This is a genomic window from Streptomyces sp. NPDC085596 (genome assembly GCF_044541565.1).
Classification (GTDB): Bacteria; Actinomycetota; Actinomycetes; order Streptomycetales; family Streptomycetaceae; genus Streptomyces.
In genome coordinates, this window is record NZ_JBITTC010000007.1 from 346,431 (window position 1) to 365,731 (window position 19,301).

General features: G+C 72.3%; 25 protein-coding genes. 4 read left to right on the forward strand and 21 right to left on the reverse strand.

The window, feature by feature from the left end; all coding sequences use genetic code 11:
• Positions 1 to 2: 2 nt before the first annotated feature.
• The 4 genes from ACIGA3_RS22350 to ACIGA3_RS22365 all read right to left on the reverse strand — a co-directional run bounded on the left by ACIGA3_RS22350 (position 3) and on the right by ACIGA3_RS22365 (position 3,551).
• Positions 3 to 485: a hypothetical protein gene (locus tag ACIGA3_RS22350; protein ID WP_399718379.1), complete on the reverse strand. Its 483-nt coding sequence runs from the start codon at positions 483 to 485 to the stop codon at positions 3 to 5.
• A 186-nt stretch (positions 486 to 671) separates the two neighbouring features.
• Complete coding sequence (locus ACIGA3_RS22355; RefSeq protein ID WP_399718381.1) at positions 672 to 1,715, reverse strand: phosphotransferase family protein; 1,044 nt, start codon at positions 1,713 to 1,715, stop codon at positions 672 to 674.
• 193 nt (positions 1,716 to 1,908) lie between these two features.
• Positions 1,909 to 2,634: an HAD family hydrolase gene (locus ACIGA3_RS22360; RefSeq protein WP_399718384.1), complete on the reverse strand. Its 726-nt coding sequence runs from the start codon at positions 2,632 to 2,634 to the stop codon at positions 1,909 to 1,911.
• A 38-nt stretch (positions 2,635 to 2,672) separates the two neighbouring features.
• Positions 2,673 to 3,551, reverse strand: a complete 879-nt coding sequence (locus tag ACIGA3_RS22365) for a winged helix-turn-helix domain-containing protein (RefSeq protein WP_399718387.1) — start codon at positions 3,549 to 3,551, stop codon at positions 2,673 to 2,675.
• A gap of 130 nt (positions 3,552 to 3,681) precedes the next feature.
• Between ACIGA3_RS22365 and ACIGA3_RS22370 the strand changes: the two genes are divergently transcribed.
• Positions 3,682 to 3,870: a hypothetical protein gene (locus ACIGA3_RS22370; RefSeq protein ID WP_399718389.1), complete on the forward strand. Its 189-nt coding sequence runs from the start codon at positions 3,682 to 3,684 to the stop codon at positions 3,868 to 3,870.
• A 33-nt stretch (positions 3,871 to 3,903) separates the two neighbouring features.
• On the opposite strand, the gene ACIGA3_RS22375 is transcribed toward ACIGA3_RS22370, so the two are convergent.
• The 3 genes from ACIGA3_RS22375 to ACIGA3_RS22385 all read right to left on the reverse strand — a co-directional run bounded on the left by ACIGA3_RS22375 (position 3,904) and on the right by ACIGA3_RS22385 (position 7,090).
• Positions 3,904 to 4,812, reverse strand: coding sequence for a winged helix-turn-helix domain-containing protein (locus ACIGA3_RS22375; RefSeq protein WP_399718391.1), 909 nt, complete (start codon positions 4,810 to 4,812; stop codon positions 3,904 to 3,906).
• Between the two features lie 333 nt (positions 4,813 to 5,145).
• Complete coding sequence (locus ACIGA3_RS22380; RefSeq protein WP_399718394.1) at positions 5,146 to 6,384, reverse strand: GNAT family N-acetyltransferase; 1,239 nt, start codon at positions 6,382 to 6,384, stop codon at positions 5,146 to 5,148.
• A gap of 91 nt (positions 6,385 to 6,475) precedes the next feature.
• Positions 6,476 to 7,090 carry an aerial mycelium formation protein gene (locus ACIGA3_RS22385; protein WP_399718396.1) on the reverse strand — a complete coding sequence of 205 codons (615 nt, stop codon included), beginning with the start codon at positions 7,088 to 7,090 and terminating at the stop codon, positions 6,476 to 6,478.
• A gap of 159 nt (positions 7,091 to 7,249) precedes the next feature.
• Here ACIGA3_RS22385 and dtd point away from each other — a divergent pair, with 159 nt between their 5' ends.
• On the forward strand, positions 7,250 to 7,675 hold the full coding sequence (dtd, locus tag ACIGA3_RS22390) for a D-aminoacyl-tRNA deacylase (RefSeq protein WP_217461435.1): 426 nt from the start codon (positions 7,250 to 7,252) through the stop codon (positions 7,673 to 7,675).
• A gap of 112 nt (positions 7,676 to 7,787) precedes the next feature.
• Here the strand turns inward: dtd and ACIGA3_RS22395 are convergent, their stop codons facing one another.
• The 6 genes from ACIGA3_RS22395 to ACIGA3_RS22420 all read right to left on the reverse strand — a co-directional run bounded on the left by ACIGA3_RS22395 (position 7,788) and on the right by ACIGA3_RS22420 (position 12,377).
• On the reverse strand, positions 7,788 to 8,753 hold the full coding sequence (locus ACIGA3_RS22395; RefSeq protein ID WP_399718397.1) for a YgfZ/GcvT domain-containing protein: 966 nt from the start codon (positions 8,751 to 8,753) through the stop codon (positions 7,788 to 7,790).
• 10 nt (positions 8,754 to 8,763) lie between these two features.
• Positions 8,764 to 9,201 (reverse strand): Fur family transcriptional regulator, encoded by a 438-nt coding sequence (locus ACIGA3_RS22400; RefSeq protein ID WP_399718399.1) that lies wholly within the window; start codon positions 9,199 to 9,201, stop codon positions 8,764 to 8,766.
• 65 nt (positions 9,202 to 9,266) lie between these two features.
• Positions 9,267 to 9,842: an FABP family protein gene (locus tag ACIGA3_RS22405; protein WP_399718402.1), complete on the reverse strand. Its 576-nt coding sequence runs from the start codon at positions 9,840 to 9,842 to the stop codon at positions 9,267 to 9,269.
• A gap of 221 nt (positions 9,843 to 10,063) precedes the next feature.
• On the reverse strand, positions 10,064 to 10,873 hold the full coding sequence (locus ACIGA3_RS22410) for a hypothetical protein (RefSeq protein ID WP_399718405.1): 810 nt from the start codon (positions 10,871 to 10,873) through the stop codon (positions 10,064 to 10,066).
• Positions 10,870 to 11,700 carry a hypothetical protein gene (locus ACIGA3_RS22415; RefSeq protein WP_399718407.1) on the reverse strand — a complete coding sequence of 277 codons (831 nt, stop codon included), beginning with the start codon at positions 11,698 to 11,700 and terminating at the stop codon, positions 10,870 to 10,872. The genes ACIGA3_RS22410 and ACIGA3_RS22415 overlap by 4 nt, the downstream gene beginning before the upstream one ends.
• A complete protein-coding gene (locus ACIGA3_RS22420; RefSeq protein WP_399718409.1) occupies positions 11,697 to 12,377 on the reverse strand; it encodes a hypothetical protein in 681 nt (226 codons plus the stop codon). The genes ACIGA3_RS22415 and ACIGA3_RS22420 overlap by 4 nt, the downstream gene beginning before the upstream one ends.
• A gap of 221 nt (positions 12,378 to 12,598) precedes the next feature.
• Between ACIGA3_RS22420 and ACIGA3_RS22425 the strand changes: the two genes are divergently transcribed.
• The gene (locus tag ACIGA3_RS22425; protein ID WP_399718411.1) at positions 12,599 to 12,961 is read left to right on the forward strand and encodes a DsrE family protein; all 363 of its coding nucleotides are present in this window, start codon (positions 12,599 to 12,601) and stop codon (positions 12,959 to 12,961) included.
• 144 nt (positions 12,962 to 13,105) lie between these two features.
• Here the strand turns inward: ACIGA3_RS22425 and ACIGA3_RS22430 are convergent, their stop codons facing one another.
• The 8 genes from ACIGA3_RS22430 to ACIGA3_RS22465 all read right to left on the reverse strand — a co-directional run bounded on the left by ACIGA3_RS22430 (position 13,106) and on the right by ACIGA3_RS22465 (position 18,241).
• Positions 13,106 to 13,369, reverse strand: a complete 264-nt coding sequence (locus ACIGA3_RS22430; RefSeq protein WP_399718414.1) for a DUF3099 domain-containing protein — start codon at positions 13,367 to 13,369, stop codon at positions 13,106 to 13,108.
• Positions 13,370 to 13,467: 98 nt separating this feature from the next.
• Positions 13,468 to 13,755, reverse strand: a complete 288-nt coding sequence (locus tag ACIGA3_RS22435) for a DUF1416 domain-containing protein (RefSeq protein ID WP_070025150.1) — start codon at positions 13,753 to 13,755, stop codon at positions 13,468 to 13,470.
• A 45-nt stretch (positions 13,756 to 13,800) separates the two neighbouring features.
• Positions 13,801 to 14,646, reverse strand: coding sequence for a sulfurtransferase (locus ACIGA3_RS22440; protein ID WP_399718417.1), 846 nt, complete (start codon positions 14,644 to 14,646; stop codon positions 13,801 to 13,803).
• Between the two features lie 130 nt (positions 14,647 to 14,776).
• Complete coding sequence (locus tag ACIGA3_RS22445; RefSeq protein ID WP_350751515.1) at positions 14,777 to 14,857, reverse strand: Ms5788A family Cys-rich leader peptide; 81 nt, start codon at positions 14,855 to 14,857, stop codon at positions 14,777 to 14,779.
• A 229-nt stretch (positions 14,858 to 15,086) separates the two neighbouring features.
• Positions 15,087 to 15,824: a DUF2993 domain-containing protein gene (locus ACIGA3_RS22450; RefSeq protein WP_399718420.1), complete on the reverse strand. Its 738-nt coding sequence runs from the start codon at positions 15,822 to 15,824 to the stop codon at positions 15,087 to 15,089.
• Between the two features lie 182 nt (positions 15,825 to 16,006).
• A complete protein-coding gene (locus ACIGA3_RS22455; protein ID WP_399718421.1) occupies positions 16,007 to 17,086 on the reverse strand; it encodes a hypothetical protein in 1,080 nt (359 codons plus the stop codon).
• Positions 17,087 to 17,090: 4 nt separating this feature from the next.
• Positions 17,091 to 17,345, reverse strand: coding sequence for a MoaD/ThiS family protein (locus ACIGA3_RS22460; protein ID WP_399718424.1), 255 nt, complete (start codon positions 17,343 to 17,345; stop codon positions 17,091 to 17,093).
• Between the two features lie 53 nt (positions 17,346 to 17,398).
• Positions 17,399 to 18,241 (reverse strand): alpha/beta hydrolase, encoded by an 843-nt coding sequence (locus ACIGA3_RS22465; protein ID WP_399718426.1) that lies wholly within the window; start codon positions 18,239 to 18,241, stop codon positions 17,399 to 17,401.
• A 173-nt stretch (positions 18,242 to 18,414) separates the two neighbouring features.
• Between ACIGA3_RS22465 and ACIGA3_RS22470 the strand changes: the two genes are divergently transcribed.
• On the forward strand, positions 18,415 to 19,224 hold the full coding sequence (locus ACIGA3_RS22470; protein ID WP_399718429.1) for a response regulator transcription factor: 810 nt from the start codon (positions 18,415 to 18,417) through the stop codon (positions 19,222 to 19,224).
• Positions 19,225 to 19,301 lie beyond the last annotated feature (77 nt).

The window sequence follows — 19,301 nt, forward strand, 5'->3', positions numbered from 1 at the left end:
GGTCAGTCCGGCGCGTGCCTGCTCAGCCACTCCCGCAGGGTCGTGAAGTCCGCCGGGGTCAGGCCGTAGTCGTGGTCCACGCGGTGCAGCAGGGCCGGGGCGGGATGGTGGACGGCGACGTACGCCCGGTCGGCCTCGGTGATCTCGTCGTCGATCCAGACGAACGGCCGGCCCGCCGCGAACTCGACCAGCGGGCGCGTCTTCCAGTGGATCAGCGCGGGCGGCTCGTCCTCGTCCGGCCAGGGCACGACCGGCAACGGCGGCAGGCCCAGCCAGGGCGCGAGCACCGCGTTGGCGTCGTCCATCCAGGTCGACGCCCACACCAGCTCACACCCCAGCGCCATCAGCCGCGCCCCGAGCCCCGGATCGACCCGCCCGAGCAGCGGATGCCCACCCGTGCCGCCGTCCCGCTCGAACTCCGGGTACGCGCCGGCGGGGGCGCCGAAGGGGACGAGCGGGCCGTCGATATCGAGGAAGAGCAGCATCACCCCTCAGCATCGGGCATGCGTCAGCCTCCGGCCAGGAAGGCGACGGCTCGACTCCGCTCTCGGCCGGCGCCGGAGCGACTCGGGCACGCGGCCCTGGGCCGGGCTGTCCTGCGACTGCGAGGCGGCAGGGGGCGCCCTCCAGCACGGGGCGGGAGTGCACGCCCCCGGCCAGGCGCGCCGCGCTCACTTCCCGTCCCGCCCGGCGCCCTGCGCACCGTGCCAGCGCGTCAGCGCGGCGGCCACCCGTCCGGCGTCCGGGACCTCCGTCACGCCCAGCGGGCGCGCCCCCCTGGCCAGGATCGAGCGCAGCTTCACCGCCAGGGGCAGCAGCGGGGGTGGGTCGGTGGTCTCCAGGGCGAGGGCGGAGCGGATGACGTCGGTGAAGACGGACTGGGCGCGCTTGTAGGCGAGCAGCGGCGGCAGGTCGTCGGCCCAGCCGCGCACGCCGTCGGGGCGCACCGCGCGGACGGTGGTGTGCCAGCGGGCGGCCGTCTCGCGGGCCTGCGGGGCGGGGTAGCGCATGAGGTGCAGATGGGTGGCGAGGTCGTAGAGCGGGTCGCCGACCATGGCCAGCTCCCAGTCGATGGTCCACAGCCGGTCCACCGGGTCCACGATGAAGTTCTCCCGGTGCAGGTCGGCGTGGAGCAGGCAGAACGGGCGCCTGGCCAGGCCGTGCACATGGGCGCGCAGCTGCTTGAACGACGTTTCGGTCAGGCCGAGTTCGGCGAAGAGCGACTCGAAGCGGTCGAGGTTCGGGCGATAGACCCGGTGCTCGGTGAAGTGGACGAGCCGTTCCAGGAAGCCGTCGCTGTCGCCGTCCGCCGGGCGGTCCTCGGCGGCGCAGCGCCGCTCCGCCGTGACATCGTCCGGGCCGATCGCGGCCAGCTTCCCGAACAGCTCGATGAGCTGGCGGCACAGCGCCTCCGGCACCTCGCTGCCCGAGGGGTGGCGCGCACCGAGGGTGGTGCCCTCGATGAACCGCATCAGGCGCAGCCCGCCGACCTCCACCAGGCCGGGGACGCGCGGCACCCGGTCGCCCAGCGCGGTGAGCAACCGTTCCTCCGAGGCGAAGCAGCGCCGGTCGAACCAGAGCAGCCCGTCCCTGGGCTCCCGGCACTTCCACCGCCCCGGATGGAGCCGCGCCGCCTCTCCGGCCAGCGGGAAGACGTACGTCTCGTGGTGGTACCCCTGGAGCGGCCCCTCGACCACCTTGTCGTCGCCGCTCACCTCGGCCGCGTTCTGCCGAGCAATCGAAACCGTTTCGGGGGACATGGCCCGTTCTCTCGCCGTGCGCCCTGCCGAAGGGGGCGGAAGTGGCAGCACGCTACCGGCTCGCGGGCTGCCCGGAGCCGGTTACGGCCACGCGCCTTGGGACCGGTTCCCCCGCAGCGGCGAGCGGGCGCACACCTGTGCCAGCCCGCTACCCCCGCAGGGCGAGCAGCAGGGGTTCCAGCGAGGTGAGGACCGTCTCGGCACCCGAGGTCCGCAGCTGCTTGGCCCGCTGCTCGCCGCGCGCGTATCCGAGGAAGCGCACCCCGGCCCGGCCCGCGGCGACGAGGTCGGAGGGCGAGTCCCCGATCATCAGCGCGGAGCCGGGGGCCGCGCCCAGTGCGGCGAGGGCCCTCTCCAGGCAGTGCGGGTCGGGCTTGAGGTGACGCAGCTCGGCGGTGCGGCCGTAGATGTGCGGGGCGAAGCAGCCGGTCAGGCCCCGGCCGGCGAGGTAGGCGCGGACCACGCGGGGGGAGTTGTTGGTGGTGACGGCCATGCGGGAACCCACCGCGGTCCAGGTCCGGATCAGCGGGTCGGCGTACGCGGTCGGCAGGGCGGAGGTGGCGGCCAGCAGTTCGTCCTGGGTGAGGCGTTCCTCCAGCTCGGTCACGAGGTCGCTGCCGGGATGGCGGCGGTCCACCGCGCGCAGCACCACCTGTGGGTCCAGCGTGTCCCGCTCCGCCTCGCTGAGCAGGCCGCGCAGCCCGCGCCCGGCCAGCCACTCCACCAGCCCGGCCGCGACCCGCTCGGCGCGGTGTCCGGCGAAGAGCCGGCAGATCGGGCCGTCGAAGTCCCAGAGCACGACCCGCGCGCCGATCAGTTCCCGTAGCTTCTCGGTCTCGTAGGGGGTCTTCTTCTCAACCGTTTCGGTCGTCACCGGCTCATCCGGTGTCGTCTCCGTCGTCTCAGAAGTCACTAGGAGAGTGTCAGGTCCGTGGTGATGGTTTCCCAGAGGGCGTCGAACCACTTCTGGGACTGTTCCACGAAGGAGGCGTCGCGCCTGCCCGACCGCTTCTCGAACGAGAAGAGCATGGACTCCGAGCCGAGGGTGTCGAACATCTCCAGGGTGCCGGTGTCGGTGGGCTCCTCCCGGCGGGTGACCATGTAGTACGCGTACAGCGCCTCCGCGCCGTTGAGCAGGTACAGCTTGGCCGGCGGCGTGAACGGCAGGGCACGGAAGGCGACATGGACGTCGATGTCGTGCGTGGCGCGCAGGGCGTTGAGGTTGTACTGGAGGACCTGGCCCTGGGCGTTGCGCATCGCCAGCCAGCGCCGGTGCACCGGGTCGGCGTCATCGCCCTCCGGGTCCACCGGGACCGGGAAGGCCAGGTTGATGTCGCGCGAGGGCAGCAGGACGCGTACGTCGATGCGCTCGGGGCGGACCCGGCCCTCGTGGATCTGCCGCAGCGGCTCGCCGAGGGCGGGGATCAGGCTCTGCGCGGTCAGGCACACGGCGTCGACACGGACATGGGACGCGGTGAACGCCTCGGCCAGCCGGGGGGCGAGGGCGACCATCGTGGGCTGGGGGCCGTCCTGCGCGGGGGCGGGCTCCGCGACGCGCGGCGGGCTGCCCTTGGTGACACCGCTGAGCAGACCCTCGTCGTGCAGCACCCGCAGCGCCTGGCGGACCGCGCCGCGCTCCACGCCGAACTCCTCGGCCAGCTCGGCCTGGGTGGGCAGCCGCTCGCCCGCCCTGAGGTCACCGGCGCGGATGCGCGCGCGCAGGGCGTCGGCGATCTCCTGGGCGGTGAACCGTCTGCCGCTCACTGCCACGTTCTCCTGGGTCACGACCAAACGGTACAACCTCCTTCCATCTACGGGCAGTTGTCGCAACCTTGTTTGGAAGTGGCTACCAAGTGGGGACAACTAGGGAAGAGTTGGTTGCCAACTTGGTCGAGTTGGCCGACCGGAAGGGGGAGTCCCCATGCCCGCCCTCGCACTGATCTGCGCCCTCGCGCTCGTCGCCGCCGAACAGCTCCTCCAGTGGCGCTACGGCCTCGCGGGCATCGTCGGCTTCCTGCTGCTGTCGGTCGGCACCAAGTCCAGGAACCCGGCGGTGAGCACGGCAGGCGCCCTCCTGCTGGCCCTTCTGGTCGCCGGACCGGCCATCTAGGGGGCGTCGTTCGGATCAGCTCGACGACACCCCCTAGCTCAGGACAAGCTCCGAGCTGATCGTCTGCCACAGCGCGTCGAACCACAGCCGGGACTGCGCCACGAACTCGGTGTCCCGCGCCCCCGCCCCCCGCGCGAAGGCGAACAGCATCGACCGGGTGCCCTCGGCGTCGTACAGCGCCAGATGCTCCGGCCCGATGTCCCGTTCCCGCCGGGCCAGGGTGTAGTAGGCGAACAGCGCCTCCGCGCCGTTGAGCAGATACAGCTTGACCGGCGGGGTGAACGGCAGCGCCCGGAAGCGGACCCGGACGTCGATGCCGTGCGTGGTGCGCAGCGCCAGCAGGTTGTGCCGCAGCACCTGGCCCTGGGCGTTGCGCTGGGCCAGCCAGCGCCGGTGCAGCAGGTCGGTGTCGGCGGCGTCCACCGGGACGGGGAAGGCGAGGGCGATGTCGCGGCTCGGCAGCAGCAGCCGTACGTCGATCTTGGCCGGTTTCAGCCGTCCCGCGTGGATCTGGCGGAGCGGTTCGCCGATGGCCAGGGTGAGCGAGACGGAGGTCAGGCAGAGGGCGTCGATCTCGACGTGCGGGACCGCGAAGGCGGCCGCGACGCGGGGCGCGAGCCCCACCATGGTGGGCTGCGGCGGGGCGGCCGGGCCCACCGCGCCGGTCCGGACGGCCACCGTGGCCGGGCTGCCCTGCGACGATCCGGCGAGCAGCCGCTCCACGCGCAGGATGCGCAGCGCCTCGCGGACCGTGCCGCGCTCGACCCCGAACTCCTCGGCCAGCTCCGCCTGGGTGGGCAGCCGCTCGCCGGGCCGCAGCACACCGGAGTCGATCCGGGTGCGCAGGGTGTCGGCCACCACGCGAGGTGTGACGCGTGACTGCCGTGACCGTGGTGACCTCTTCCGTCCAGTGGCGGAGACGTGTTCCGGGTCCACGGACAAAGGCTACAACTTCCCGCCATCTTGCGGCAGTTCGCGGGAAGGTGGTTATGAGCCGCTTCCACGCGGAGATAAGTTAAATGAAGTTGGCAGCCAACTTGGCCGACATGGTCGAGCATTCCGGCGGTTGGCCGACCGGGTTCCCCTCCGGAGGGGAGCCGGGAGCCCGGCAGGGGGCGGCCACGGGAGCGCACAGTCACAACTGAACACCCGCACAGCCACAACCGAACAACGCCAGCACAGCCACAACCGAACACCGGCACGTCAGCACGGCACGCTACGGATGAGCGGCCGCCGGCACGGCAGAAGGGAACCGGCAGCGACCGCCTCGCGCGGTCAGAAGGAGTCCGGGCACCACGGCCGCCCGGACGTGCGGAACAGGGCGTCGGCCACCCGGGCGGCGCCCTCCCGCTCTTCCTGGACCCGTCCGAGCGCCGCCAGCCGGGTCAGCGAGCCGTCCCCCAGCCACACCGTGGCCAGCTCGGCCACCGGCAGCGTCAGCTCGGCTGACGCGCCGCCCGCCGGGGTGCACGAAGCGCCCTCGGGCGACACCTGGAGCCGGTACCGCCCGCCCGCCGTGCCGTCCTCGTCCAGCACCTGGAGCACCAGCGAACCGGACCGCTCGTAGGTCCGCGCCTCCAGCGCGCGCCGGACATCCAGCAGCCGCACCCACAGCCAGTCCGTATGCGTCTCGACGCGGGCCGCGCGCACATCGGGCAGGAGGAAGGGCAGCAGGGAGTCGGGGGCCCGCCAGCCGGTCTTGACGTGGGCGATCCAGTCGATCGAGCACAGGTAACGCCACAGCGCGGACTCGGCCGCCGGGGTCGCGGCGGTCAGCCACTCCACGTCCGCCGAGTTGTCCGGCTGCTGCCCCTCCCACTTGCTCTTGCCCCGGTACGCCACCATGCCCTCGACCTCGCCGGAGGCGGAGCGGTACACCGCGAAGAACGGCTCGGTCCAGTCCCGGCCGAAGCGGGCCACCCCGGTACGGGCATCCCAATACAGCTCGTCCCGGTCGATCGCGCCCGGCGTGACCGCGCGGACCCGCTCGGACAGCTTCGGGCCGAGCGCGCGCACCTCGGCGCCGTCCACGAGGTCGATCCGGCCGCCGCCCTCCGGGCCCGCCCAGCGCGGGTCGAGGCCCGAACGGCCCACGTCCACGGTCCAGTTGGTCGTCCAGGTCGCCGGGCCGAAGCCGTGATGGCCGTAGATCGGGTACTCGGCGGCGATCAGCGTGGCGATCACGTCACCGCGCTCCCGCGCGGCCGCCAGGTCCTGGCCCATCATCCTCGTGAGCAGACCGCGGCGGCGGTGCGTCGGGGAGACGGTGACGTTGGAGATCGCGTTCGACGGGACGTACGCGCCGCCGACCGCGGTGACCTCCTGCGCGAAGGAGCGGAAGGTGCCCACGCAACGGCCGCCGTCGAAGGCGCCGAGCAGGCGCCCCGGCTCGAACTGCCTGAGCCTGGCCGCCCGCTGCTCGGGGGTGATCACCGGGTCCTGAAGGAAACCGGTGTCCAGGGCGCGGTGCCAGTTGTCGAACTCGTCCTCGCCCGCGGGGCGTACGTCGATCATGGGGCCACGGTAGGCGGGGGACCCGGCACGTGTCGCGTGCATTTCCCGCGCCCCGGCATCCGGGCCGGCCTCCGGCCCCGGCCCCCGCCGCTCAGGCCAGCAGGTCGTCCACCTGCGCCTCGCCCGCCCGGTACCGGCGCGCGATCTCGCCCCCGCAGTCGTCGGCGGTGCGCTGGAGGCCCTGGCGGCGGTGCGAGATCTCCTGCTCGTACTGGGTCAGCCGGCCCATCGCGTCGCCCAGTTCGGCGTCCGTGCGGGCGGTCAGGTCGGACAGCTCGACCTCGGCGAGCATGTCCGCCGCGAGCCTGCCGTACTCCTCGCTGTACGGGGTGCCCAGCGTGACGTGGCGGGCGGAGGATCGGTGGCGGGCCGGGCCGTCGGCGAGGATCTCCGACAGCCGCTCCACCACGGAGCCGTCCACCGGCACCGGCAGGCGGGCCCCGCCGCGCCGGGTCAGCTCGGCGCGCAGGATGTCGATCCGGCCCTGCAGCAGCCGCCGGACGTAGCTCAGGTCGGCCTCGTCGCGCTGGGCGTCCCGGCGCAGCGCGCGCAGCTCGGGCAGGCTCAGCGGTGCGAGAACGGACGGGCCGGGCGGGCTGGACGGGCTGGACGGGCCGGGTTCCTCGGGCGGCGGGCCGGGCGGGCTGTCGGCGCGCTGCGCGGGCGGCCGATGTGTGACCGGACCACTGGTGCTCGGTGTGCTCATGTGTGGTGGACCGTCCCCTCGACCGGCGTGTGGGAGCATCGTGCCACCCCCGGTGGCCGCTATGTGACCGACTGCCCCCGAACGGCCCTGGATGGGGGGTATTGATCGATTGTGGGCCCCCGGACAGCTGCGCCCCGGACGCACGGCATGATGGGGCGCATGCGTGCGGTGGTGCAACGGGTGGACGGCGCGAGCGTCGTCGTGGACGGCGAGACGGTGGGCGCGATCGAGGGCGAGGGCCTGTGCGTCCTGGTCGGCGTGACCCACGAGGACACCAAGGAGAAAGCGGCCCAACTGGCCCGCAAACTCTGGTCGGTGCGAATGCTGGCCGACGAGAGGTCGTGCAGCGACATCGACGCCCCCCTGCTGGTGATCAGCCAGTTCACCCTCTACGGCGACGCCCGCAAGGGCCGCCGCCCCACCTGGAACGCGGCCGCCCCCGGCGCGGTCGCCGAGCCCCTGGTGGACGAGGTCGTCGCCCAGCTCCGCACCCTCGGCGCGACGGTCGCCACGGGCCGCTTCGGCGCCCAGATGCGGGTCTCCCTGGTGAACGACGGCCCGTTCACGGTGCTGATCGAGGTCTAGGCGGGGCCCTGTGCCGCTGATAGCCCCGCCAGGCGCGCCCCGCCGCGCCTGGCAGCACCCACGCGTACGCCCCGAGCCCGAGCGCGGTACGGCCCAGGTACGGAAGACAGCCCTACGGCTCGACCACCGTCTCCTGGGCCGCCGCCGTGTCTCCGGCCAGGAGGCGGGCGTCGGTGGGGGTGTTGCGCTTGATGACGGCCAGGGCGACCGGACCGAGTTCGTGGTGGCGTACGGACGTCGTCACGAGGCCGATCTTGCGGCCGTCGGGGCCGTCGTCCGCGAGGCGGATCTCGGTGCCGGCCGGGGGGAGGTGGACGTCGCTGCCGTCGAGGTGCAGGAAGACCAGACGGCGCGGCGGCTTGCCCAGGTTCTGCACACGGGCGACCGTCTCCTGGCCCCGGTAGCAGCCCTTCTGGAGGTGGACGGCGGTACCGATCCAGCCCAGCTCGTGCGGGATGGTGCGGTGGTCGGTCTCGAAGCCGAGGCGGGGCCGGTGCTGCTCGACCCGCAGCGCCTCGTGGGCGAGGAGACCCGCGGCCGGGCCGGAGCGGGCGGCGAACTCCTCCAGCTCCGCACGCGGCAGGAAGAGATCACGGCCGTACGGCGTCTCGCGGACCACCGCGCCCTCGGGGACCTCGGCGATGGAGCCGGCGGGCAGGTTGACCACCGCGAAGTCGGCGGTGCGGTCGGCGACCTCGACGCGGTAGAAGAACTTCATCGACTCCAGGTAGGCGATCAGCGCCTCCTGGGTGCCGGGCTCGACATGCGCCCATACGGTCGTGCCGTCGTCCACCAGGTACAGGGCGTGTTCGATGTGCCCGTTGGCGGAGAGCACCAGCGCCTCGGTGGCCTCGCCCACCGGCAGGTCGCTGACGTGCTGGGTCAGCAGCAGATGCAGCCAGCTCAGCCGGTCCGCGCCGGTGACGGCGAGGACGCCCCGGTGGGAGAGGTCGACGAAACCGGTGCCGTCGGCGAGGGCACGCTGCTCGCGGAACAGGTCGCCGTAGTGGGCGGCGACGCCTTCGTCCACGCCCTCGGCGGGAACGGCGCCGGGCAGGGACAGCAGAGGGCTCTTCATACGGGCCAGCCTACGACGGGCTGGTTGAACTCTTCAGCGTGCAGTCCGCGCACCGGCCGAAGATGGCGAAGTGCTTCATGTCGGTGCCGAACCCGAACTGCTCGCGCAGCCGCGCGGTGAAGTCGGCGGCCACCTCCACGTCCGCCTCGATCACGTTCTCGCAGTCCCGGCACACCAGGTGGAGATGGTGGTGCCGGTCGGCCAGGTGGTACGTGGGCGCGCCATGGCCGAGGTGGGCATGGCTGACCAGCCCCAGCTCCTCCAGCAGCTCCAGGGTGCGGTACACGGTGGAGATGTTCACCCCGGAGGCCGTCCTGCGGACCTCGACGAGGATGTCGTCCGGCGTCGCGTGCTCCAGCGCGTCCACGGCCTCGAGCACGAGTTGCCGCTGCGGAGTCAGCCGGTAACCGCGCTGCCTGAGATCACTCTTCCAGTCGGTGCTCACCACACTGGAAGTGTAGGGCCGACGGAGCGGGCGCCCCGCTCGAACGGGGCCCCGCATCCGGCTCGGGCCTACTTGAAGAACGCGATGCCGTCGTCCGGCATGTCGTCCGGGAGGTCCTTCGCCCAGCGTTCGACGTCCTCCGGGGTGACGGCCTTCTTCAGCTGGGCCGACATGTAGGGGCGCAGCTCGACCTCGGGGGTCTGCTTCTCGCCGACCCACATGATGTCGCCCTTGACGTAGCCGTAGAGGCGCTTGCCGCCGGTGTACGCCGGGGACTCGGGGGTGCGGGCGACGGCGTCCGTGACCAGGTCGATCTGGGGCTTCTTGTCCGCCAGCTCGCCGTACCAGATCTCCACCACGCCGTCGTCGCGGGTCATCGTGACCGTGATCTTGCGCTCGGCGTCGATCCGCCAGAAGCCGGCCTCGGACTCCAGCGGGCGGACCTTGTTGCCCTCGTTGTCGAGGACCCAGGTGTGGGACCGGTACTCCAGGAAGTCCCGGCCGTCGTGGGTGAAGTTCACCTCCTGGCCGAAGTTGCACTTCTCGGAGCCGGGGAAGTCGTGGACACCCGCGCCCGCCCAGTTGCCCAGCAGAAAGGCGAGGGGGACGAGGTCCTTGTGCAGGTCAGACGGGATCTCGATCATGAGCGGCCGTTCCTGGTCGGTTCTGTGGCGTGACTCAGCGCTGGCCCTGGTACAGCTTCTTCACGGTCAGCCCGGCGAAGGCGAGAACGCCGACGCAGACCAGGACCAGCAGCAGTTCGAAGAAGATCTCCACGGGTGTGCTCCTTGAGCGGAAGTGGACGTACGACAGAGCCGCGCCCAGCTTACGCGGCCGGGGTCGGAGTCTCCTGGCGAGGTGGCCCTCAGGCGAGCAGCTCACTCTGCAACGTCACCGTCTGCCAGAACGGAACGGCCGCCGCGCCCCCCGGACGGGACTGCGTGACCATGGCGACGGTGTCCCCGGCGGTCGCGAACGCCACCCGCGTCTGCTCCTTGCCGTACGGCTTGGCCTCGGCGAACGCGGCGAGCCAGACCTTGTCCAGCCGGGCCGCCTCCGGGAAGCCCTCGGGCTCGAAGGCGGGGGCGCCGCGCAGCGGGTGCCTGGGCCCGTCGAAGCTCGCGAACGAGCTCTCCGACTCCTCGGCGACCTCGGCGGTGGCGAACTGGAGCAGATCGATGCGGGTGCGCGTGCCGTCCGGGGTGGTCCAGCCCCGGGCCGTCACGTGCCGCAGGCCGAGGTCGGTCAGCTCCTGTCCCAGCTCGTGACGCTCCTTCCCGTCGTACTGCGCCAGGAAGTCCTTCACCGGCAGCCAGCCGTCCGTGCCGGACAGCGCCTTGTCCACCGTGGCGTTCCTCGGCGCGGGCAGCAGCAGGGCGCGCAGGTCGGCGTAGTGCGTGCCCGCCTTGTTCCCGTCGGCCAGCGGACCGGGGCTCCCGGACGGCAGCGGGGGCCTGACCAGGGCCGGGTACTCCCAGCGTCCGTCGGAGCGGCTGGCGAGACCGGGCAGGTCCGCGCGGTCCGCCCGGCTGATCCCGTACGCCGTCCCGGTCCCGGTGAGAGCGAACACGGCGACGACGGCGGCCCAGCGCAGGACCGCGCGCGTGCGGCGGCGGTCCTTCCCCGCCTGCGCAGGCGGCAGGTCGGGCGCCGGTGGGGTCTGCGACTCGGTCATACGGCCTCACCCGGTTCCTGAATACGGTCGAACTGGGCGCGCATCATGTCGGCGGCCCCTTTCCGGTCGAGCGGCGCTGCGGCCTCGATCCAGGCGGTGACGCCGATGTCTCCGACGTAGCCGGAGCACGACATCGCCTCGAGCTTCTCCCCCTCGACGGCCGGCGGCAGGAAGCACGCGGCGTGGTCCTCGTGGCCCTTGATCGCGGGCCCCTTGCGGAAGATCTTCATGGTGTCGAGGAACTCCTGCTGGGAGCGGTTGCGCGAGCGGAGGATGCTCCGGTCCGACCGTGTCAGCACCATCTCCACGGTGAAGGCGCGGGAGTCCTCGCCGACCCAGGCCGTGCTCGCGTAACTGCGCATCGCCATGCCCTTGACCGGGTTCTTCTCGTACTGCCGTTCCAGCCGGAGCCGTTGGGACCGGGGCAGGTCATGGAGCGACTGGCGCAGGAGGTCGGACGTCTGCCGTCCGGTCAGCTCGGTGTCCGAGCCGAACCTGTCCAGGTCCGGGCCCCGGACGTACCGCTCCTCGCCGAAGGGCAGCAGCAGCGCGCGCAGCCCGGACTGCTTCTCCTGAGCCGGCTTCTCCTTCGCGGCCTGCGGCAGCCGCCAGGTGGGCGCGCCCGGCGAGCGGTCGGCCCCGTGCACCACGACGGAGGTGCAGCCGATCCCGGCGAGGGTGGCGAGGGCGAGGGCGGCGCCCACGAGCGCGGCGGTGCGGCGGGGGCGGGCAGGCGTGCTCGCTTCGGGGCTCTCGGGACCGGGGCTCTCCACGACCCCTTCCTCGTCAGCGTTCGCAGCCTCGGTGCTCACGGCGTCAGTGCTCACAGCCGCTCCATCTGCTGTCGTGCCAGCTCCCGGACCCGGGCGGGCGGGATCGGCTTGGTGTCCTGGACCCACATCTCCACGGCGATGTCCCCGCGCCAGGCATGTGCCTCGGCCCGGTAACCGGAGCCGAAGCGGCTGTCGGGCCGGTCGTGGACGAAGAACTCGCCGTCGCCCGTGCCCGGAACGGGCCAGCTCCGGGTGTGGGCGTCATCGGCGGCCCAGTGGCGGGCGTCGGCGGCCCGGTCGATGGCGGTCTGTTGCTCCACCTGGCGGAACTGGATCAGACGGATCTCCACCGTGCGGTTCCCGGACTCGATCCAGCCGGTGACGGCGGCGCGGCGGAACTCGTCGCCGAGGAGATCGCGGAAGGCCCCGTCCGGCTTGGTGTACAGCTCCGCGTAGGCGGTGAGGTCCAGCCAGCCGTCGTCGCCCTCGCTGGCCGGGTTCGCGCGGGTGCCGCCCGGCTTCTTCAGCAGCAGCTTGCGCAGATCGCCGTCCACCTTGACCTGGTGGTCCTGGGCGGCGGACAACGGCTCGGGGCCCTTGCCCGCGGCCTGCGCGAGCGTCGGCTGGGAGAGCGGGGGCAGCTTGTCCGGCGTGCGGGCGGCCTGGACGAGGTAGCCGGCGCAGGTCCCGGCGACCAGCCCGAGCGCAACGGCGAGGGTCAGCCGGCGCACGGTACGACGGCTCCGGCGTGGCGCCGGTACGGGCGCGGCCTCGGGTGGCCCGGGAATACCGGGCTGCTCGGATTGCTCGGGTACCGCTCTTTCCGGACTTTCCGTGGTGCTCAACGTGTCGTCCCCCCACAGGACAGGAAGCACGGACCCGGTGGTCCGCGCTCCCCAGCAGACCCATGGCATGTCCATGTAGTTGCAGGGCCCCGGATTACGATTCGGTCATGGCGAACAAGCTCGTGATCAAGGTGACCTCAGGTGCCGATGCGCCGGAGCGGTGCTCGCAGGCGTTCACGGTGGCCGCGGTGGCCGTGGCCAGTGGGGTCGAGGTTTCGGTGTGGCTGACCGGGGAGTCGGCGTGGTTCGCGCTGCCGGGGCGGGCGGCGGAGTTCGAGCTGCCGCACGCGGCGCCGTTGCAGGATCTGCTGGAGTCCGTGCTCGCCGCCGGGCGGGTCACGTTGTGCACGCAGTGCGCGGTGCGGCGGGACATCGGCGAGGGGGATGTGATCGAGGGCGTGCGCATCGCCGGGGCGCAGGTCTTCGTGCAGGAGGTCATGGCGGACGGCACGCAGGCCCTCGTCTACTGATCAGCCGCCTGCCAGAATCGGCGGATGCTGAGACTGGGGACCGTCGTGATGGGACCTCTACCCCGACGACCCCGACTTCGTGGTGCTCGCCGACCCCGAGGGCAACCGTTTCTGCGTCATCGACGCGAGCCACCCCGAGGCCCCCTAGGGGCGCGGGCGCTTCTTGCCGTCGAGTTCGTCCCACCACTCGTCCGACTGGGGGTCTCCGGAGGGGGCGTCCCACCAGCGGTCCTCGGGGCCCCGCCGGTTGGCGACCATCGCGGCCACCGGCGGGATGACCATGGCGAACAGGCACATCCCGACCGCCGCCGGGACGGACCAGATCCGGACCACGGCCCAGGCGAGGACGAAGATGACGACGCAGACCCCCATCATCACGAAGTACCAGCGACGCCGCCGTGCGTACATGTGTCCAGAGTAGGGCCGGACAGCCGGAAGGGCCGCGCCCCAGGTGTCCAACCCGGTGGGCGCGGCCCCTGCCCCGGCCGCAAACGTCCGCGTGCGTCTCAGACGGCGATGGCGACCTCGGCCAGACCGCCCTGCTGGGCGACGACCGTGCGGTCGGCGGTGCCGCCGGGCACCAGCGCGCGTACGGTCCACGTGCCCTCGGCCGCGTAGAAGCGGAACTGCCCCGTGGCGGAGGTGGGGACCTCCGCGGTGAACTCGCCCGTCGAGTCCAGCAGGCGGACATAGCCCGTCACCGGCTCGCCGTCCCGCGTCACCTGCCCCTGGATGGTGGTCTCACCGGGCTTGATCGCCGAGGCGTCCGGGCCGCCGGCCTTCGCTCCGCACATGTCTTTCTCCGTAAGAGGTCTGACCAGAAGGTCGGTCGGGGTTGCTTACTTGCCCGCGCCCAGCTCGATCGGCACGCCGACCAGCGAGCCGTACTCGGTCCAGGAACCGTCGTAGTTCTTGACGTTCTCCACGCCCAGCAGCTCGTGCAGCACGAACCAGGTGAGCGCCGAGCGCTCGCCGATGCGGCAGTAGGCGATGGTGTCCTTGGCGAGGTCGACGTCCTCCGCCGCGTACAGCTCCTTCAGCTCGTCGTCCGACTTGAAGGTGCCGTCGTCGTTGGCGTTCTTCGACCACGGGATGTTGCGGGCGCTGGGCACGTGGCCCGGGCGCTGCGACTGCTCCTGCGGGAGGTGGGCCGGGGCGAGCAGCTTGCCGGAGAACTCGTCGGGGGAGCGCACGTCGACCAGGTTCTGGCTGCCGATCGCGGCCACGACGTCGTCACGGAAGGCGCGGATCGCGGCGTTCTGCGGCTTGGCCTTGTACTCGGTCTTGGCGCGCTCGGGCACCTCGTCCCCGGGAACCAGCTCGCGGGCGTCCAGCTCCCACTTCTTGCGGCCGCCGTCGAGCAGCTTGACGTTGTCGTGGCCGTACAGCTTGAAGTACCAGTACGCGTACGAGGCGAACCAGTTGTTGTTGCCGCCGTAGAGGACGACCAGGGTGTCGTTGCCGATGCCCTTGTCCGACAGGAGCTTCTCGAAGCCCTCCTGGTCGATGAAGTCGCGGCGGACCGGGTCCTGGAGGTCCTTGGTCCAGTCGATCCGGATCGCGTTGCGGATGTGGTTCTTCTCGTAGGCGGACGTGTCCTCGTCCACCTCCACGAGGGCGATGGTCGGGTCGTCGAGGTGCTCCTGCACCCAGTCGGCGTCGACCAGGACGTCGCTGCGGCTCATGCTTTTTCTCCTCCGGGGCAGTCACGGTGGCGTGCGGTGAGAGAGGTGCCCGCGCGCATACGGGCGCGGCGGCACACGAGTGCCCTTCCAGCAGGGCGGCCGGGAGATGCGGGAGTGCGGTGACTTCCGCTCAGAAGGGGCGACAGAGCATGGCGGCAACGCGGCACAGGTCCACTGCCCGCCGCTTCGTGAGATCCGCCTGTCGCTTCATGCCGTCGATCGTAAGGAGGTCCGGGCGCACGTGTCACCGGTGTGTCGCATACTGAGACACGATCGTCCGAATGCTGGTCCGAGTACACGCGCCCGGGGGCACGGAAAGCGCCCTCGGGCCCGGAATCCGGGCCGTCGGGCGCTCCCGTCGGTCTTCACGTCCGCCGCACATCTGCGTTACGGACGGCGCGTCTCGCCAGTCGGACAGATGTACGAGGCTCTCGCCCGTCCTACCCGGCGAGCTTCAGGTCGGAACCCGTCACGCCGATCTCCACACCGTCCGCCGTGGCCCGCACACTGTTCACCGCGATACCGCCCGGCAGCTGGTCCAGGGCCTGCTGGAAGTCGGTGATCTGGCGGAAGGTGCCGTCGGCGAGGTTGGCGCCCGCTATGACCGGCAGGGCGTCCGCGTGCACCGAGACCTTGCCGCCCTTGACGTCCAACGAGCTGAGCACCGGGATGGTCCGCTCGATGCCGAGGGCCGGGATGCCGAGCTTCACCGAGACCTTGATCTTGCCGTTGCCGCCGTCCCCGAGGCCGGTGATCTGGGCGGTGACGCCGGGCGCCAGCTCGGTCGGCTCGGTCTTGGCGGCCTTCATCAGCTGGTCGTAGGCGATGGTCGCGGAACCCTCGGCCGTGGCGGCGGTGGCCGAGGAGTAGTCGCCGGAGAACTTCACGTCCTTCAGGTCGGCCTTCAGGTCGTCGATGCGGATCGTGCGGCCCTCGGTGCCGGTGGGCGCCGCGTAGTCCTTGATGCCGAGGCCCACGTCGTCCAGCGAACCGCCCGCGACCTGGGTGAGGAACGGGAAGCCCTTGATGTCCACGTCCGGCGTCGAGGCGAGGTTCTCCCGCGCCCGCATCCGGTCCGCGACCTCACCCTCGGCGAAGTGCACCGCCACGCGGTCCACGATCACGAAGAGGCCGCCCAGGATCACGACGAGAATCAGGATTATTCGCAGGGCCCGCATGTTCTCCCCATGGGTCGGCGGCTCGGTTCCGGCGCCGCCACCGTAGCCCCGCCTGGACCGGCCGGGCGGGAATTGTGGATCACCTGTGACGGGGCCGCGCCGGACTGCGGCTTTTCCCGCCTTTGCCCCCACCTCTTTCCGGAAGCCCCGGCCGGAAACAGCCCCCCGGCCGGGTACTCCGGTCAGGCGAAGGCGCGGCCCAGGAGCCAGACCGCTGGGGCCGCTGCCGCGAGGGGAAGGGCGATGCCGGCGGTGAAGTGGACGAAGCGGGAGGGGTAGTCGTAGCTGGCGACCCGGTGGCCGATGAGCGCGCAGACCGCCGCGCCCGCGCCGAGGGCCGCGCCGCCCGCGCCCAGGCCCGTCAGGTTGCCGACCGCGAGGCCGGTGCCCGCCGCCGCGAGCAGCGAGAGCACGACCGAGACCGGGGTCGGCATGGGCAGCGCGCGGGCCAGGACGGCGACCGCGACCGCCGCCGCGCCGACCGACACCGCGTGCGCGGAGGCGCCCAGGAAGCCGGTGGCGAGGATGGCGAGCGCCGAGGAGGCGACGGTGGCCATCAGGCCGTACATCCGCTCGTCCGGCGAGGCGTGCGAGCGGAGCTGGAGCACCAGGGCCAGCAGGACCCAGATGCCGAGCGGGCCGAGGATCGCGGCCGGGGCGTGCTCACGGCCCGCCGCCAGCACCGCCACGTCGGCGACCAGTCCGCCGAGGAACGCCAGCGCGATGCCCTGCCGGGCCGGCCACATGCCGTTCAGCCGGAACCAGCCCGCGGCCGTCACGGCCTGGAGCAGCACCAGCGGCACGACCAGGGCGTACGAGCCCAGCGGCGCGGCTCCGGCGAGGAGGGCGCCGAGCAGGGCGGTGAGCGCGGCGGGCTGGATGCCGGGCTCGATGACCGGGGAGCGGCCCTCCTGACGGGCCCGCTGGGCGTCGGTGATCCGGGCGTTCCCGGCGAGCGTGGCGGCACCGAAGGCGGGCTCAGGCTCCCGCACCGGCTGGGCGGCCTGCGGGGCGGCGTACGCCGGTTCGGCGGCCGGCATCCGGGCGTGGTTCTGGGTGTCCCAGGTCTGCCCCTGCCACTGCTGGGTGGGTTCGGCGTCGGCGTACCCGGCGGGCCCCTGCGGGGTCCCGTAGGGGTCGGCGTAGGGGTTCGGGTACTGCGGCTGTCCCTGGGCGGGGGCCCAGTCGCCCGGTGCCTGCTGCTGCCCGTAGGGGTCGTACCCCGAGTACGGGCCGCCCTCGTACGACTGCTGGTCGCTCAACGCCTCATCCTCCTGCGAACGGCGGGAGCACCTCGACCGTGCCGCCCTCGGCCAGCCGTACCGTCTCATGCGCGCGGGTCCCGACGGGAGCGCCGTCGACGAGGAACGCGCACCTCTGCAGCACGCGGGTGAGTTCGCCGGGGTGCCGTTCGCGCACCGCGGCCAGCGCCTCGGCCAGCGTGTCGGCGTCGTACGGTTCGTCGGCGATCCCGGCCGCGGCCTTGGCGGCGGCCCAGTAGCGCACCGTGACCTTGGGCATCTCGTTCCTCATCGGACGGCGGGAAAGAACAAATAAAGACGGTGCCGCCAAGGCTAGTCCGTCCCCTGCCCGGTGCGCGCCCGCGCCCAGCGGCCGATCCGGGCCAGCAGCTCCTCACCGGCCGCGTTCTCGGCGTGGCCCATGCCCGGCTCCAGCCAGAGTTCGCCCGCCTCACCGGCCGCGTCCGCGAGCATCCGGGGGTGGTCGAGCGGGAAGTAGCCGTCGCTGTCGCCGTGCACCACCAGCAGCGGGACGGGCGCGATCCGGGCGGCCGCCTCCACCGGGGAGAGCGGCACCGGGTCCCAGTCGCGGTGGTGGATACGGGTGCGGAAGCCGTAGCGGCCGACCAGCCGGCCCTCGGGGCGGGTGACCAGCCAGTGCAGCCGGCGCATGGGCGCGGTGCCCCGGTAGTACCAGCGGGCGGGCGAGCTGACCGAGACCACCGCGTCGACCGCGCCGGGGTTCAGCGCCGCGTGCCGCAGCACCACCGAACCGCCCATGGAGAAGCCGACGCTCACCACGCGCGCGTGCCCGAAGCCGCGCGCCCACTCCACGGCCGCCGTCAGGTCCAGGACCTCCCGGTCGCCCACCGTGGAGCGTCCGCCGGAGGCGCCGTGGCCCCGGAAGGAGAAGGTCACCACCGCCCCGTACGCGGCCAGCGCGCGGGCCACCCGGCGCACGTGCGGCCGGTCCACGTCCCCGGTGAATCCGTGCGCGACCACGAAGACGACCTCGGCAGGGCCCGCTTCGTATACGGCGGGGCCGGGATCGTATACGGAATCGACCGGAATTCCGTCGGCCGTACGCAGAAAAGTCCGGACAGTGGGGTCTTGGCCCGTCTCGGAATTCGGACGAATGGTGGAACGTGCCGCATGACCTGCCGGACGGTTGCTCATGTGGGCTATTCTGCTGGGCAGAGGACTCGGGCAGCGAAGCCCCCGGGTCCTTTTGTGCTTTCGGACGCGTTGTATACGAGGCGGGCCTGCCGCCGGTATACGGAGCCGACGGGAACGCAGAGCATGTACCGCACCGGATACGTCCTCGCAGGGACCGAGGAGGAACCAGACGTATGAGTTCTCTGCTGCTCCTGACCAACGCCCTCCAGCCGTCGACGGAGGTGCTCCCCGCGCTCGGCCTGCTGCTGCACAACGTGCGGGTCGCCCCGGCGGAGGGTCCCGCTCTCGTCGACACCCCCGGCGCCGACGTCATCCTCGTCGACGGCCGCCGCGACCTCCCCCAGGTGCGCAGCCTGTGTCAGCTGCTGCGCTCCACCGGACCGGGCTGTCCGCTCGTCCTGGTGGTCACCGAGGGCGGCCTCGCCGCCGTCACCGCCGACTGGGGCATCGACGACGTACTGCTCGACACCGCGGGCCCGGCCGAGGTCGAGGCCCGGCTCCGGCTCGCCATGGGCCGCCAGCAGCTCGTCGGCGACGACTCCCCCATGGAGATCCGCAACGGCGACCTCTCCGTGGACGAGGCCACCTACTCCGCGAAGCTCAAGGGCCGGGTGCTCGACCTGACCTTCAAGGAGTTCGAGCTGCTGAAGTACCTGGCCCAGCACCCCGGCCGCGTCTTCACCCGCGCCCAGCTCCTCCAGGAGGTCTGGGGCTACGACTACTTCGGCGGCACCCGCACCGTGGACGTGCACGTACGGCGGCTGCGGGCCAAGCTCGGCCCGGAGCACGAGTCGCTGATCGGCACCGTCCGCAATGTGGGATACCGCTTCGTCACCCCGGAGAAGCCCGACCGGGCCGCCGAGGAGGCCAGGGCCGAGGCCAAGCGGGCAGAGGCCAAGCGGGCCGCGTCCGGCCGGGCAAAGACGGCGGAAGGGGACACCTCCGCGGTCCGCGAGGGCAGCGGGGTCTCGGCGGAGGCGTAGAGCGGCTCCGGCCGGGGTAGTGCGAGGGCATCCCCGGCCGCCGCCGGCCCGGTATCCGAACCACGTATGCCCTGCCC